The organism is Pseudomonas sp. GW823-FHT02F05 (genome assembly GCF_058797315.1).
On sequence record NZ_JBXAJM010000014.1, the window covers coordinates 20,527 to 34,536 of the forward strand.

A 14,010-nucleotide genomic window follows, 5' to 3' on the forward strand; every position below is an offset into this window, starting at 1 on the left:
TAAATAACGCTGCATCGGCATTCCAACCGACTATAAATGGGACACACGATCTACATGAAAAAAGTCATTGTCATTTCTGGCCATCCTGATCTTTCGGTTTCCCGCGTCAATACCGCGATCATGGGCAAGATCAGCCAGCGTGGCGTCAAGGTCCATAGTCTGGCCAGCGCGGTGACGCCCACCGGGTTCGATATGGGTGCAGAGCAGGCATTGCTCAATGCCCATGACCGCATCGTGTTGCTGTTTCCGTTGTACTGGTATTCCTGCCCGGCAATCATGAAACAGTGGATCGATGAAGTCTTCACCCCCGGCTATGCCTACGCACGCGGCGGCGACAAGCTCAAAGACAAGGAATTCATGATCATCACCACGGTGGGTGCGCCCTCCACCGGCTACCGCGCTGGCGGGTTCAACCGTTACACCCTGGATGAATTGCTCAGGCCGTTGCAGCAGACGGTGGCGTACGTCAAAGGCATCTACCTGCCTGTAGTCGGGATTTACGAATCGGTGTTCATCGATGACGAATCAATCGACGTCACCGCTCGGAATGTCGCCGCACAAGTGATTGAGGACCAGGCCAGCGCCGACCAACTCTACGAGAACATGCTGTTGCAGGCCGAGCAGGCACAAATCGCGCTGCTGCAATAAGGTGCCCTCACGCATGAAGACGTCAAATAACCAGATCCCACCGTGCGCCAGCCTGGTGGCCGCGCGCAACGAGCTGGGTTTTCTGCACTCTGCCAGCGCACTCATCGACACCCAAGCCACGCCACTGGAACTGTACTGCCAGATGACTGCCGCGACGCCCGCCTGGCTCAAAGGCGCGTTCAGGTTGCGCGACAGCATCTCACAGCACTTTCACGTCGAGCGGATCGGCGGGTTCTCGGGTGTCACACCCCAGTGCGCCCCGGTGGTCGGCGAAAAGCTCGACTTCTTCACCATCGAAGCCATCAGCGCACAGAAGCTGGTACTGACCTCACGCGATACCCACCTGGCGGTCATGGTCTCGATCGATACACCTCTCACGCAACCGCGCTGCCTGCATATCACCACCTCCGTCAAGACCTACAACACGTTCGGCCGCCTGTACATGCTGCCGGTGGCGCCGGTACATGGGCTCATCATCAAGCGTTTGCTGTCCCGTCTCCCCCTACATTCCCCAACTCGCTCACTTGGAGATCGCAACTCATGAACAGCGCAGACTCAATTGACCCTCATCTGTTGCACAAAGACACACCCAGGGATGTATTGATCGGTCGACCCAGGCTGATTCTGCCCAGCTTTCTCAGTGCTTCGATCGGTGCCGACATACTGGCTGGCAACCCCCAGGATCAGGACCTCTTCAAACAGCTGTACCGTGCCCAAGACGGCCGGTATGTGCTGCGCCATCTGCCCCTGACCCTCAGTGCGGAACAGGCCGGCACACTCTCCACCTTCGAGATCCGCCTGGCTGACTTCTATACCGAGTGCGACGACCACTTCATCCTCACGGCTGAATTCATCCCCCACCAGGCCCAACGCTACCTGGCCCAGCATTTTCAAGGCGGTGATGCCCACATACCGCCCGACCAGGTAATGCGCATGATCGAATGCCTTGAGTCGCTCGCGCAGTGGGACAAGGCCAGGCAGGGCTCTTACCTGTTGATCAACGACACCAAGAATTACTACTTCTACAACAAACAGCACGAACATGTACCGGGCCTGATGTTGATCGAAGTGGCCAGGCAAGCCATGTACCACTACGTCTACAACTACTTGGGCCATCAGCGCGGTGCGGTTTCCATTTCCATCGAAGACTTGCGCATTTCCTTCAACGCCTACACCGAATCGGCTTACGAGGTCGAAGTCGTGGTGCAACAGACCCACGGCCTGAAGCGATCGCAACCCAAGTCCATCGACAAGTGCGCAAACTTCTATCAGAACGGCCGGCTGGTATCGCGTCTCTGGCTGCAAGGCGCAGTGATCAAATTACCGCTGTTCAAACGCATGCGTTCGTTGAACTACCCTCAGGATCACTGGTTCACCCCTTCCGATCGCTTGCCCAAGAACATCCTCGTGCATCACGCCGACAGTGCGCTGCAAGCCAGGCTGAGCCTGCTCTCGGTACTGGGCGTGCTGGTGACTCACCAGGCCGAAGGCATCAATTGGAGCACGGTCACGACCGTATCGCTGTATATCGAAGGGGGCGGCTTCCTCAGCCTGCCCGTTGCTTCGACTTGCTCCACCGGCGAACCCGACCAGCGCGTGCTGGTGTTCGACAAGCTGTCCAAGAGCCAGGCCAGCGAACTGCGTGAAACGATCAAGTGCCACTGCTTCTTTGCCGGGCAGATGCAATGGAACGCTGGCTCTTCAACTGACCCTCTGGCCCCCGAGCAAATCGTGGCATGAGGATCCTGCGCCCATGAGCTATGAGTTATCACAACGCCCACTGATGATCGGTCAGGGCGTTTCGCTGAAAAACCGAGTGTACTTCGCGCCGATGGGCATCGACCTGGCCACCTCGGACGGTTCTCTGTCCGAGGAAATGCTCAGTTTCTATCACCATGTGATCGACGGTGGCTGCGCCATGGTGGTGCTGGGCAACTCCTCCATAGCGCCCTCCACGCGCCTGCATGCGCGTGGCCTGTGCCTGCATAGCAATGCCAACGTGGAAAAGCTCGCGCCGCTGGTGGAGTACGGTCGCCAGCGGGACTGTCCAGTGGTGGTGCAACTTCAGCATTACGGCGCCCAAGGTGGCACACAGATCAGCGGCCAACCGCTGCTTTGCCCGAGCCGCAGTGCGTTATCCGGCAGCCGTGGTGCCGAGGCATTGGAGATGAGTGTCGAGGACATCGACGCCGTTTGCGATCAGTTTGCTCAAGCGGCTCTGCGAGCCAGACAGGCCGGCGCCAGGATGGTCCAGCTTCAGGCCTCCAATGGCTACCTGCTGAGCAGTTTTCTATCGCCCTGGACCAACCATCGCCATGACGCTTACGGCGGCAGCCCGCTCAAGCGAGCACGGTTTCTGTTGGAAGTCATCGACCGCATTCACAGGGTTACCGCAGGAGAGCTGGAGGTTTCCGTGCGCCTGGGCATTGATGATTGCGTAGGCGCCAACGGGCAGCAACCGGAACTGCTCCAGGATGTGGTGGCTGCCCTGGAAAACGCCGGGACCTCGGCAATCATGTGCTCGATCACCATCAAGGAAACCTTCCGCTACATGCTGTCTGCCCATCCGACGATTCAGCAACAGTTCGTCGAAGGGGTACGCCTGATCAAGTCATTCACCTCGCTGCCGGTCGGCTATGCCGGTTTCATTGGCTCCCTGCAGGAAGCAGAAAATCAACTGCGGCTGGGTCACTGTGACCTGATCGGTATGAGCCGAGCCCTCTTCGCCGATAACGACCTGATCAGCAAGTCGCTCGCCGGCCATGAAGACAAGGTTCAGCAATGCCGGTTTGACGGTAACTGCTTTCGGGACAAGAGCAACCCGCAACTCGACCGGGTGTATTGCTGCGTGAATGAGCACTACAAGCGTCCCGCTCACATCCACTACGGGAATCAATAACATGGAATTTCAAGACAAGAACATCGTCATTACCGGCGGTGCCAGCGGCATCGGCCTGGCGGTGGCAAAACAACTGGCCAAAGCGGGCGCACGCCTGTTCCTGATGAGCAGGAACCAGCAAAAGGCCGACGCCGCTCTAGAGATACTGGGGGCTTCGGCGCAGTTCATCTTTTGCGATGTGGCGTCGCACACGTCGGTAGCCGAGGCATTCGCGACGGTGGCTGGCGAGGTGGATCAGTTGCACTTTGCAATCAACAACGCAGGCATTACCGCCCCCTACGCGCCGATCGCGACCAGCGCACCGCAGGATTGGGACAGGGTCATCCACACCAACCTGAACGGCCCTTTTTACTGCCTGCAAAGAGAACTGGAACTGATCAGCCGGTACCCCGATGGTGCGATCGTCAATGTGTCTTCGTGCGCGGGCGTGATGCCTATGGCCAATCAGGCCGCCTACGTCGCCAGCAAGACCGCGCTCAATGCCTTGACGCAGGTCGCCGCGATGGAGAATGCCTGCGACAGCGAATCCGGTTTTGCCGTACGCGTCAACGCCGTAGCGCCCGGGCCGACACTGGGCGGTATGAACTCTGCGGAACGGCTGGCGGCCCATCCGGAGAACACCCAGCGCAAGCGTGACGTGACCGCCATGAAACGCTTTGCCCACCCAGAGGAAATCGCCGACGCGATCGTGTTTTTGTTGAGCCGCAGATCCAGCTACATCACCGGCTCGGTGCTCAGTGCCGATGGCGGCTATCACATCGGCAAATTCTAGGGGCAATCATGGCTAGCATATTGATCACCGGTGTGAGCACCGGTATCGGCAACGCTCTGGCGCGTTATCACTTGGCCAGGGGCGACGAGGTGCTCGCGGTATCACGCAATCCTGCGGCCAACATCCCGTCACAGGAGCGCTTTCACTTCCTCAGGTGCGATTTGACCGATATCGACCGCGCCCCGGCAATCTTGCAGGCGTTGCTGTCGCGCTCCCCTGCTCCGGTAGACACCGTCTACCTGAATGCGGGTCGGTTCGGCAGCCCTCCACAACTGGCCACGCAAACCTCGATGCAGGAGTTCAACAGCGTCCTGGCACTTAACCTGGGCGCGGTAAAAATGGTCCTGGATATCCTGTTGAGTACGACGCAGCCTCCCAGCACCGTGGTGTTTTCATCATCGATTTCGGCCGTGCGCCAACGTGCCGGGATGCTCTCATATTCGGTTTCCAAGGCGGCGTTGAACGCTCTGGCAAAGATCTATCACCTGGAAAACCCACACACATTCTTTGCCGTGCTGGGGCTCTGCAACGTCCAGACGGCGGTGGCGAAGACCATCATGGCGGCGGATGAACGCTTCAGTGATCTTGTCGCACTCCGCCAACGGGCGGCAGTGCCCGGCTACATCGTCGACGCAGAATCCCGCGCTGCGCATATCGTTCAGGTCTTGGCCGAGCGCCATCATCTTGGACTGAAATCGGGTGAGTTCCAGGAAATCCGCGACTTGTTGAACCAGCCACTCCAGGAGGAGACCCGCAATGACCCAATCCACCCATGAAAAAATCGTACGTGTCGGCGCTGCATACGACATTCTCGCGATGGCTCCCTTCGCCTTGCCGATCGTGTCCGTCTGGGCCTATGCACTGATCCAATGGGTTGATTTGCAACTGGGCTTCGACAGCCACTTCTCGGCGCTCGACCCCACGGCTATGTTCCTGCTCAACATCGGCGCCTGGGCATACCTTGTGTGGGGCGTTGTACGTTGGCGAGCCCCTACACGCGAACATGCCCGTCTCAGCGCCCTGCTACGCGTGATCGTAGTGGTAGTGCAGGTAGTGGCCGTCAGCAGTGGCGCTTCACCTTTCCTGCTGGTGCTGGGTGCCGTTCAATTGTTGCTGGCGGTGCTGGAGTTTTCGCATAGGTTATTCGAGCGCAGCGGTGCCCCATCCAGCCGAGAAGAGGCACGCGCTTACTGATGCCTCCGGGGGCCAACCTGGTGCTTGATGGAGGCCCCGCCTTCATCTCCTCGACATCGCCCGCGGACCGTCCACCCACTGAGCGTTCCTGCTTACCCGAGCTTTAGTCGGATATTTCTGGGGGTTCAAGCGCGACGGCTAACAACCCCACAGTGCCGCGGTAGTGTGGGGTTGCTCTCTGTCGGCAAGTTGGCTTTGGATGATGTTGGACGCGTGGTTACCGTGCGGTTGCCGGCAGCTCCTGGCACCACTTGATAGAACGCAGCGCTTCCTCGGCAGGCACAAGCGCGTAGCGCGAGTAAAACAGAGCCCAGCCGAGCGAACCAAACGTTCGCACATCTGGTGCTTCGTTGCTGGCTCGTCGGCATCTATTGTCCAGCTACCCGCACCTTGATAACAACCCACGCTTGACCCACTCCTGTAGGAGCGAGCTTGCTCGCGAAAAACCCAAACGATAACGCAGCGCCTGAAGCCAAAATCCGATTCCCTTGCCGCACCTTGCGCCATCGTGCCAGCTTGTGCGCTGGGGTGGCCGTCCCTAAGGTGGCTCGGGCGCTGAATTGTTCAGTGATCGGTTTAGTAGCCTGAGGGTTTACCCATACCATGTGCACAAGCGTCATCGACCAGCAGCTATCGGTCGACTGACTGGAGTGGGACGGTTACGCTGAAGTTTTCGTATGGCTGGAAAGCGCATGACAAGGGTGTACCAAGGAAGCTGCTTATGCGCAGCCGTCACTTACGAGCTATCCGCCACGCCGACAGCAGTGAGCCATTGCCATTGCCGCCAATGCCGCAAAGGCCATGGAGCCGCATTCGCTTCTTACGGCAGTGTTCCCCGTAACGCACTACGAATACTTTCCGGCGCCACGAGCATCAGAACCTATGCATCCTCACAGGCGGTGTCACGCGAATTTTGCACGCACTGCGGCTCGACATTGTTCTGGTCACGCTCTCAAGGCGAGTTTGCCGATTGGGTGTCGATAGCGTTGGGCACCCTCGACACGACATTCATACCTGAAAAGCAAAAACACGTTCACGTCGACTCTGCAGTCTATTGGTACGCGCCGTCCAAATCATGTTCCCAGGGCGGGTGACTACTTTCAGTCCCTATTCAGTTAGTTACGGTAGGCAGCAAACGATACAGAGCGCTTTACACAGTCTCGACCAGCACAAGACGCTCATTAGCACTCAAGGCAAAATATCGATTTGTGTCATTTCAAGGAAGGCAAGAGTGTCCATCATTAAAATGAAATCACGGGCCGATTGTCGGCTCATTGCCATGCTGCTGTTATTGGCAGGTTCAGTGCCCCTCTCTGGTTGCCATCGGTTGACACCCGAGCAGCGAGTGAATGTCTGGGTTGATAGCGGTGGTAAGTCCGCTCCAACTTATCTCACCTCAGAAGAAATCAAGCGCATAGAAGAGAGGCGTTATGGCAGGGTTTTAGGCACTACCTTGGCTCAAAATGTGTTCTGGGCGAATGGCGAGGGACTGCGAGGCAGCGTGAAGCTACGTATGAAGCTGGATCGACAGGGCGACGTATTGCGCTGCGAGGCGCAGCCAATGGACGCTGGAAGTCCACCAGGCTTTACGAATGTCGTCACGGATGTGTGCTGGAGCAGTATCTGGGAGAGCGTTCCGGAAGGTCTTCGGAATCCAGTTGATGGCACCTTTGAGGTCACCGTGCCTTTGATAGCTTCTGGTAATACCTCACCCATTTCTGATTACGAACGCAGACACCAGAGGTCTGCTGTTGAAAGCCGTTTTTTCTGGGACAACGTGGTGGCCAAGCAATCAATAAATGCGTTCGGCCAAGCACGCTTCGAATTCACTGCCAACGCAAAGGGCCAAGTCGCACGTTGCGATGTCACGTTGAAAAAAAACTATCTGCGCCCTGAACATTTCCACCCGGATCCGGCGTTACAAAAGGCACTTGCAACTCAATGCTTGCAACTCGATCTGCAACAAATGTCAGGGTTTCGTGTAAGGGAAGATGGAGTAGCCCACCGCGTCGTTTTTGTGGAGTACTTGCCTTGGAAAAAACAGGTGGGGAGATATTCAGAGTAAGGCCCGCACTTTATGCGCGATCCTGCTTATCCATACCTTTAGTCGGATATTTCTGGAGGTTCAAGCGCAACGGCTAGCCTTCAGCCTAGCGTAAGGGATAACGCTGAACTATCGGTCCATGAAGGGCCAGTACGCCTCGTCGTCCCGACGCTTTATCTGCTGAGGAGACGATAATGAAAATAACCTTGAAACGGTTGGCGTGCCTGGGTGCGAGCTTCACCAGCGTGCTCGCCATGGCCGATGCGGCCAGCCCGCCGCCGCTGTCACCTGCGATTCCCTTCGACGTCACCGCCAATGCCCCCTTCACCCTGGACAACCTGCAACACGATTTCGACGTGCTGTCGTGGCAGACCTTCGTCGCGCTGAACTGGCCCGCCAACGCCGACGGCAGCGCCAATACCTCGGCGCAGATCGGCGCGCCGGGGCAGACGGTGTGGGAGTCGTGGAAGGAGAGCTACGAGATTTTCCTGCCCCAAGGCCAGAAGCCTGTCGCCTGGAACCAGAAGTCGCCGCTACCCCCGGCCTGCCAAGGCAAGGGTGACCTGCCCGTGCTGCAGCAGATGGGTAAGGTTGCTGGTGTGCTCGACGAGACCATCCAGCCGTTCAAGACCGGCCCACTGGTGGACCAGAACGGCACTTACACGCGCAACGCGATCATGGTCAACCAGCCGATGTTCGACGACATCGTTAATAAGGGCCTCTACAGCAAGGAAGGCCAACAGGCTTTCTTCACCAAGGCCGAGAACCGCATCGCCTTCTCCTGCGGCTCGCAGCAAGACAAGCATGTCGGCGCGATCATGGTCAAATCGGCCTGGAAGGTGCTCGGCGGCAACGACAACTCGCAGGACTTCCACGCCGTCGACGCGCTGGTCTACACCCCAGGCAACGCCGACCCGAGCAAGGGCGCGGTGATCCCCGAATCGTGCAACGTGCAGAAGGTCGGGCTGGTCGGCCTGCACATCGTGCACAAGACCAAAGATGCGCCGCAGTGGGTGTGGTCAAGCTTCGAGCACGTGCGCAACGTACCGGAAAAGACCACCCCCATGAACGAGCGCAAGGGCCCCTACCTGTTCTACAACGCCCAGGCCAGCGACCGCCCGGTGAACGAGCCGCCCGCGCAGCCGTGGGACCCGTCGAAAAAGGCCACGCCCTCGCAGATCGTGCGGGAAATTCCGCTCACCGCCGCAACCCACCAACTCAACGCGCAATGGCAAGGCGCGCTCAAGGGTACGGTGTGGGCCAACTACCAACTGATCAGCACCCAATGGCCAACCGCCCCCGCCGATGACTGCCAGGTGCCGTCGCCAACCAACCCGCTGGGCACGCCTGCGCCGAACTTCCTGGCCAACGCCACGCTGGAAACCTACAACCAGGGCACTACGCCGCAGGCTTCATCCAGTTGCATGGAATGCCACAACAACGCGACCACCCGGGTGACCCAGTCACCGCGCACCAGCTTCGCCGATTTCACCTTTCTGCTTGAACGTGCCCAATCCACCGGTGCCAAGGAGTGATGCCATGAGCGACCCGAACCTGCAAGACTTCATCGACCTGTCTGCCGAGCTCACTGGCCTGTCAGCCAAGCTGCTGGCGCCTGCCGTCGACCCGATCAACCTACCTCCGGTGTTTTTCGACACCGCCCAGCAAGGCATGGGCACCGAAGCGTTCAGCAAACTGCTGAACCTGTACGTCCCTATCAAAGGCCAACCCCATGAGCAGATCGCCAACGCCATACTCGGCAGTTCGGACCCGCAGATCGCCAAAGGCGCCCGCTCGATCATGAAGCTGTGGCTGCTTGGCAGCTGGTACCAGCCTTATGACCAGGGCACCGCCAACGAGCATGACATCCGCGTAGTCTCCGACGAGGCTTACAAGGAAAGCTGGGCGTGGAAAATCGCCCAATCCCACCCCATGGGCTACAGCGAGTACCACTTCGGCTACTGGGCCGAGCAGCCACCGACCCTCAAGCAATTCACCGGTGTCGACGCCAAGGAAGGGCAGCAGCCATGAGCACTCTAAACACCCAGAACATCGAAACCGCCGACGTGATCGTCGTGGGCGCCGGCATGGCCGGCAGCGTCATGGCCTACCAGCTGGGCCTGGCCGGCTTGAAAGTGCTGGTGCTTGAGTCGGGCCCGGCGATACCGCCTAACCGCAGCGAGTACCTGGAGCGTTTCTACACCGCCGTGCTCAAGGCGCCCGAGTCGCCCTACCCACCGGAGCAGACCGAGCAGACCCCGGCCAAACAGTTCGCCCCGCGAGCGACTATCCAGGACTTGATCACCGCCGGCAGCGACGACAAGGACAAGGTGCAGAAGAGCTACCTGGTACAGAACGGGCCGCAACTGTTCGCCAGCACCTACGAGCGGGTGGGCGGCGGTACCATGTGGCACTGGATGGGCACGGCTCTGCGCCTGTTGCCCAACGACTTTCGTATGCAGACCAAGTACAAGGTAGGGGTCGACTGGCCGATCAGCTACGACGACCTGCAAACCGCCTACTGCCGCGCCGAGGAAGAGATGGGCGTGTCCGCCGATGTGGCGTCGCAGAGCTACCTGGGCGTGACCTTCCCCCAAGGCTACCAATACAGCATGCACGGCATTCCTCCATCGTTGGTCGACCAGGGCGTGGGCAAGGCAATCAATGGCACGCAGTACCAGGGCTTCACCCTCAACGTGCGGCAAACGCCAGCCGGGCGTAACTCGCAGAACGACAACGGCCGCCGGGTATGCGCCGGCAACACCAGCTGCACGCCGATCTGCCCGATCCAGGCCAAATACGACGCCACCGTGACCATGGCCAAGGCGTTGGATACCGGCAACGTGCGTATTCTTTACCAGTGTGTGGCGAGCAAGGTGCAGGTCGATGCCAATGGGGTCACGGGTATCGATTTCATCCAGTACCAGAACAACGGCACGCAACAGAACGGCACGGCCCAGGGCAAGCGCTACGTGATCGCCGCCCACGCGATCGAAACGCCCAAGCTGCTGCTCAACTCCATCAGCCCGCACAGCCCCAACGGCGTGGCCAACAGCAGTGGCCAGGTCGGCAAGTCGTTGGCCGACCACCCGGTGTACCTGGCCTGGGGCCTGATGCCTGAAGGCAAGCCGTTGTTCCCGTTCCGTGGGCCACTGTCCACCTCGGGGATCGAAGACATGCGCGATGGCCCGTTCCGCTGCGAGCGTGCCGCGTGGCGTATCGAGATCGGCAACGAGGGCTGGAATTGGTCGGCGAATGATCCGTATACCACGGTCTGCGATTTTATCGACGGCGACAACAATGGCGGCACCAACAATGGCGGCGCCGACCACAAGAGCGAGGCATTGTCCGGCGTGGCGCTGGTGCAGAAGCTCAACAGCGTGCTGACCCGCCAGTTCCGCTTGGCCTTCTTGATCGAGCAGGTGGAGAAAGACCCCGAGCATGCGCAGTGCCGGGTGGAGAGTAGCAAGCATTTCACCGACGGCTTGGGCCTGCCTCGGCCAGAGATCGCCTACGAACTGTCCGACTACACCATGAAGGGCTTCAAGCAGGCGCGCCTGGCCGCCACGCATATCATCACCAAACTGATGGGCGCCACCGAGCTGACCGACCTGAAGCCCAAGCTCAAGCCCGGCTCGCAAACCGTGTTCGAGTACGACGGTCAGAACTACGCCTTCTACGGCGCTGGCCACCTGATGGGCACCTACCGCATGGGCTCGGACCGCAGATATTCAGTGGTGGACAAGGACCAACGCAGTTGGGACCACCCCAACCTGTTCCTGGTGGGCGACGGCGTGTTCCCCTCCACCGGCACCGCCAACCCGACCTTGACCATCACCGCGCTGACCTTCCAGGCCGCCGACGTGGTCGCCAGCGATCTGCTCAAGCGTACCGTGCAGGTGCAGGCCAGAGACCCCTGGCAGGGCACCGGCGTGCAGGTCAACGGACAGAGCTGGCAACTGGCGGTGTGCACCGGTGGGCAGTGGACGGCCAACCCGGGCACCGGCATGGTCGGCGCGGCGGGCCACCCAGGCCTGACCGCCAAGCCCGGCTATACCTTGCCCGGTCAAGCGGAAGGCGCATTGATCGGGCGTATCGGCACCAGCGGCGCGCCGTTCCTGGTCGGCAACCAGGCGCAATTGCCGCGTGGCCAGCAGGGGGAGTTGCAGTTGTGCATCAATGACGACCTGGCCGGGCGTTACGGGGCTGGCCTGAGCGATAACCAGGGCAGTCTGTCAGTGGAGGTACGTTTCGGGTCGGTGTAGGCGTTGTCATAGCAACCCCACAGTGCTGCGGTGATGCTGCAGTGCTGTGGGGTTGCTCTCCCAATCCCGTCACTTACAAGCTATCGGCCACGCCCAACGCAGTGAGCCATTGCCATTGCAGCCATCGCCTCAAAAACCGCCAAGCCGCATGATATGAGTCGCCTGAGCCTCATCTGTCCGCTTGAAGCCACAGCGCTCATAAAAGGCGCTTCCTTCAACCGTATCCGTGAAAAGACGCACGACCTGAAACCTGAGAGCTGCACGTTCAACAAGCGCCTTTACCAGCGCCTGCCCGACGTGTTGCCCCCTTGCCGAAGCTGCGACGTACACCCGCCGCAGTCTGGCCACGTTATTGTCAGCATAGGGATCAACTGAAAGACCGCCGATGCCTATCAATTGCTGGTTTAAATAGGCCGCCATCAGACACTCGCCGGGTGCATCAAAGCGGTTTGCCCCGGAGTGCCATTCGTTAATCAGACGCGTGAGAAACCTGAAACCCTCGCCAATCGCTTCCTTTTCCAGCGCCAGTATCTGGCGCGGAAGGTGGGTGATCCGTTGAACCTCATATCGTTCATCCATCCCTGCCTCCAATATGAAACTCGTTCAATGCTAACAATTTCGTTTGAGGTGACGAACACGCCTGTAGGAGCGAGCTTGCTCGCGAAAACCCCAAACGATAACGCAGCGCCTGAAGGCAAAATCCGATTCCCCTGCTGCACCTTGCTCCATTGCCTACGCCTGCGTCAGAATCCGCCGGCTTGTGCGCTGAGGTGGCCGTCTCTAAGGTGGCTCGGTCGCTGAATTGTTCAGTGATCGGGTTTAGTAGCCTGAATTTGGGTATCTATAAGTGCATGAGCGTCACCAATCAGACAGTGCGTCTGTGCTCGATGGTGGCTGTGCGTAGGGCGTCTTCGGGCGCGCCGGCTTTAGATATCCACCGGTCTACTAACCTGCGTACAGCTGCCACCCACTGTTTAGTAGCGGAAAGGTGGTGGCATCACTCAGGATGTCTACTCATGTCAAAAGCAGATTCAACAACGCTCTTCACCGTCGCCCCCAACGCCAGCAACGAAACCCTCATCACCAACAGCTACGAAACCTTCACCAGCGTCAGCACCCTGCTGCTCGACCTGTCCGAAGACCTCAACGGCAAACACCGCGACATCGCCCTCGCCATCCACCAACTGAGCGAACTGGGCGTACTCCTCACCGCCAGACTCCTTGACCGCGAAGCGGCCTGCCCTGGCTGATGATCATCTCGTCAACTCGTTAGCCTGATGACTCGTCGCGTCGTTGTAAGTCACATACAACGACTCGGCAATTTGGCGCTTGATGGCATTGGGGGATTCAGCCTCGGCACAAAGCCCTCTGCGATGACGAGAGCGACGACTGCTTTCGGCCCAGAGTGTGTAAATACTTAGCAGGAACGTGCGGCACTGAGGTAAAGCTAGTCTGTAGATGTCAAACCGAAGGGATGCCCTCGAATGACGGGATCTTCTAGAACCAGTGTTCGTGCATTTTCGAAAGAAATACAGGGGTAATCGGCAGACTGGATGCTGAACCGATGACCGAGTCGATCCCGCACTTCGGACACAGAGCGGTGCTATCTAGATCAACCCACTCAGTGATTTCTGAGGGCGAAAACACACTTAAACAGTAAAAACAGCCACAGTGATCGCTTGCTTCAATTTGAGTACGGTGATTTGTAGAAAATAGGTGCGCTGAAATCACATCCATGGGCAGGTCCTTAAGCTCCAAATTTACTAGCATTACTTTCTTGCATCAGAGTACATCAAGAGTCTTCCAACGTTGTTACGATTGCCCAAAGTGATAACGCAGGATTGCCTATGAAACGTATCATCCAAGGTTACTATCGCGGACAAAGCACCCTGCTTTCGGCGAAGAGCAGACAGTCGATTCGTTTCTGATTTCGCCCCATCCGAAAAGTATTTAGCTTGTGCTGTAGACAGTTATCGCTAGCCTTAGAGGCTGACGCCGGATTGGGAACATTCACTTTCGCGTTATTTTCAAGCGCGCAGTCTTATGAAATCAGTGCTCATCCTATCGCTTTCCAATAGACGACCCACCAAATAGATGGCTTTTGGCCGCACGGCTGATTAATATCACGATGCCTCGCCTGCTTGCTGGTGCAGCCGCCTCACAGCACTGAACCAAGTTTGACAGACGC

General features: G+C 58.6%; 14 protein-coding genes. 13 read left to right on the top strand and 1 reads right to left on the bottom strand.

The genetic code is table 11. The annotated features are described in order from the left end of the window. Positions 1 to 54 precede the first annotated feature (54 nt). From AC1RAC_RS17460 to AC1RAC_RS17515, 12 genes are all read left to right on the top strand, one after another. Positions 55 to 648 carry an NAD(P)H-dependent oxidoreductase gene (locus tag AC1RAC_RS17460; RefSeq protein WP_052199940.1) on the top strand — a complete coding sequence of 198 codons (594 nt, stop codon included), beginning with the start codon at positions 55 to 57 and terminating at the stop codon, positions 646 to 648. Between the two features lie 13 nt (positions 649 to 661). Then, positions 662 to 1,192 (top strand): DUF2867 domain-containing protein, encoded by a 531-nt coding sequence (locus tag AC1RAC_RS17465; RefSeq protein WP_054898587.1) that lies wholly within the window; start codon positions 662 to 664, stop codon positions 1,190 to 1,192. Further along, positions 1,189 to 2,388, top strand: coding sequence for an AfsA-related hotdog domain-containing protein (locus AC1RAC_RS17470; protein WP_054898588.1), 1,200 nt, complete (start codon positions 1,189 to 1,191; stop codon positions 2,386 to 2,388). The genes AC1RAC_RS17465 and AC1RAC_RS17470 overlap by 4 nt, the downstream gene beginning before the upstream one ends. A 13-nt stretch (positions 2,389 to 2,401) precedes the next feature. Further along, positions 2,402 to 3,547 (top strand): oxidoreductase, encoded by a 1,146-nt coding sequence (locus AC1RAC_RS17475; protein ID WP_492616845.1) that lies wholly within the window; start codon positions 2,402 to 2,404, stop codon positions 3,545 to 3,547. A 1-nt stretch (position 3,548) separates the two neighbouring features. Next, positions 3,549 to 4,319, top strand: coding sequence for an SDR family NAD(P)-dependent oxidoreductase (locus tag AC1RAC_RS17480; RefSeq protein WP_057977585.1), 771 nt, complete (start codon positions 3,549 to 3,551; stop codon positions 4,317 to 4,319). Between the two features lie 8 nt (positions 4,320 to 4,327). Continuing rightward, positions 4,328 to 5,095 (top strand): SDR family NAD(P)-dependent oxidoreductase, encoded by a 768-nt coding sequence (locus tag AC1RAC_RS17485; protein WP_232241730.1) that lies wholly within the window; start codon positions 4,328 to 4,330, stop codon positions 5,093 to 5,095. Continuing rightward, positions 5,076 to 5,513 carry a hypothetical protein gene (locus AC1RAC_RS17490; RefSeq protein WP_072447925.1) on the top strand — a complete coding sequence of 146 codons (438 nt, stop codon included), beginning with the start codon at positions 5,076 to 5,078 and terminating at the stop codon, positions 5,511 to 5,513. Before AC1RAC_RS17485 ends, AC1RAC_RS17490 begins: the two co-directional genes overlap by 20 nt. A gap of 692 nt (positions 5,514 to 6,205) precedes the next feature. Continuing rightward, positions 6,206 to 6,607 (top strand): GFA family protein, encoded by a 402-nt coding sequence (locus AC1RAC_RS17495; RefSeq protein WP_492616871.1) that lies wholly within the window; start codon positions 6,206 to 6,208, stop codon positions 6,605 to 6,607. 137 nt (positions 6,608 to 6,744) lie between these two features. Then, positions 6,745 to 7,578 carry a hypothetical protein gene (locus AC1RAC_RS17500; RefSeq protein WP_492616846.1) on the top strand — a complete coding sequence of 278 codons (834 nt, stop codon included), beginning with the start codon at positions 6,745 to 6,747 and terminating at the stop codon, positions 7,576 to 7,578. Between the two features lie 173 nt (positions 7,579 to 7,751). Next, a complete protein-coding gene (locus AC1RAC_RS17505) occupies positions 7,752 to 9,092 on the top strand; it encodes a hypothetical protein (protein WP_057977576.1) in 1,341 nt (446 codons plus the stop codon). Positions 9,093 to 9,096: 4 nt separating this feature from the next. Next, entirely contained in the window at positions 9,097 to 9,588 is a 492-nt protein-coding gene (locus AC1RAC_RS17510; RefSeq protein ID WP_057977574.1) for a sorbitol dehydrogenase, read from the top strand. Further along, positions 9,585 to 11,822, top strand: coding sequence for a GMC oxidoreductase (locus tag AC1RAC_RS17515; RefSeq protein ID WP_492616847.1), 2,238 nt, complete (start codon positions 9,585 to 9,587; stop codon positions 11,820 to 11,822). The genes AC1RAC_RS17510 and AC1RAC_RS17515 overlap by 4 nt, the downstream gene beginning before the upstream one ends. Positions 11,823 to 11,951: 129 nt before the next feature. Here AC1RAC_RS17515 and AC1RAC_RS17520 read toward each other — a convergent pair whose 3' ends face one another. Further along, the gene (locus AC1RAC_RS17520) at positions 11,952 to 12,401 is read right to left on the bottom strand and encodes a GNAT family N-acetyltransferase (protein WP_057977571.1); all 450 of its coding nucleotides are present in this window, start codon (positions 12,399 to 12,401) and stop codon (positions 11,952 to 11,954) included. Positions 12,402 to 12,838: 437 nt separating this feature from the next. Between AC1RAC_RS17520 and AC1RAC_RS17525 the strand changes: the two genes are divergently transcribed. Next, positions 12,839 to 13,072 (top strand): DUF6124 family protein, encoded by a 234-nt coding sequence (locus AC1RAC_RS17525; RefSeq protein ID WP_034126203.1) that lies wholly within the window; start codon positions 12,839 to 12,841, stop codon positions 13,070 to 13,072. Positions 13,073 to 14,010 lie beyond the last annotated feature (938 nt).

What these genes read in the sequence shown, in the direction of transcription:
- AC1RAC_RS17460 (WP_052199940.1), top strand. Translation starts at nt 55, where the DNA reads ATGAAAAAAGTCATTGTCATTTCTGGCCATCCTGATCTTTCGGTTTCC.
- AC1RAC_RS17465 (WP_054898587.1), top strand. Translation starts at nt 662, where the DNA reads ATGAAGACGTCAAATAACCAGATCCCACCGTGCGCCAGCCTGGTGGCC.
- AC1RAC_RS17470 (WP_054898588.1), top strand. Translation starts at nt 1,189, where the DNA reads ATGAACAGCGCAGACTCAATTGACCCTCATCTGTTGCACAAAGACACA.
- AC1RAC_RS17475 (WP_492616845.1), top strand. Translation starts at nt 2,402, where the DNA reads ATGAGCTATGAGTTATCACAACGCCCACTGATGATCGGTCAGGGCGTT.
- AC1RAC_RS17480 (WP_057977585.1), top strand. Translation starts at nt 3,549, where the DNA reads ATGGAATTTCAAGACAAGAACATCGTCATTACCGGCGGTGCCAGCGGC.
- AC1RAC_RS17485 (WP_232241730.1), top strand. Translation starts at nt 4,328, where the DNA reads ATGGCTAGCATATTGATCACCGGTGTGAGCACCGGTATCGGCAACGCT.
- AC1RAC_RS17490 (WP_072447925.1), top strand. Translation starts at nt 5,076, where the DNA reads ATGACCCAATCCACCCATGAAAAAATCGTACGTGTCGGCGCTGCATAC.
- AC1RAC_RS17495 (WP_492616871.1), top strand. Translation starts at nt 6,206, where the DNA reads ATGACAAGGGTGTACCAAGGAAGCTGCTTATGCGCAGCCGTCACTTAC.
- AC1RAC_RS17505 (WP_057977576.1), top strand. Translation starts at nt 7,752, where the DNA reads ATGAAAATAACCTTGAAACGGTTGGCGTGCCTGGGTGCGAGCTTCACC.
- AC1RAC_RS17510 (WP_057977574.1), top strand. Translation starts at nt 9,097, where the DNA reads ATGAGCGACCCGAACCTGCAAGACTTCATCGACCTGTCTGCCGAGCTC.
- AC1RAC_RS17515 (WP_492616847.1), top strand. Translation starts at nt 9,585, where the DNA reads ATGAGCACTCTAAACACCCAGAACATCGAAACCGCCGACGTGATCGTC.
- AC1RAC_RS17520 (WP_057977571.1), bottom strand. Translation starts at nt 12,401, where the DNA reads ATGGATGAACGATATGAGGTTCAACGGATCACCCACCTTCCGCGCCAG.
- AC1RAC_RS17525 (WP_034126203.1), top strand. Translation starts at nt 12,839, where the DNA reads ATGTCAAAAGCAGATTCAACAACGCTCTTCACCGTCGCCCCCAACGCC.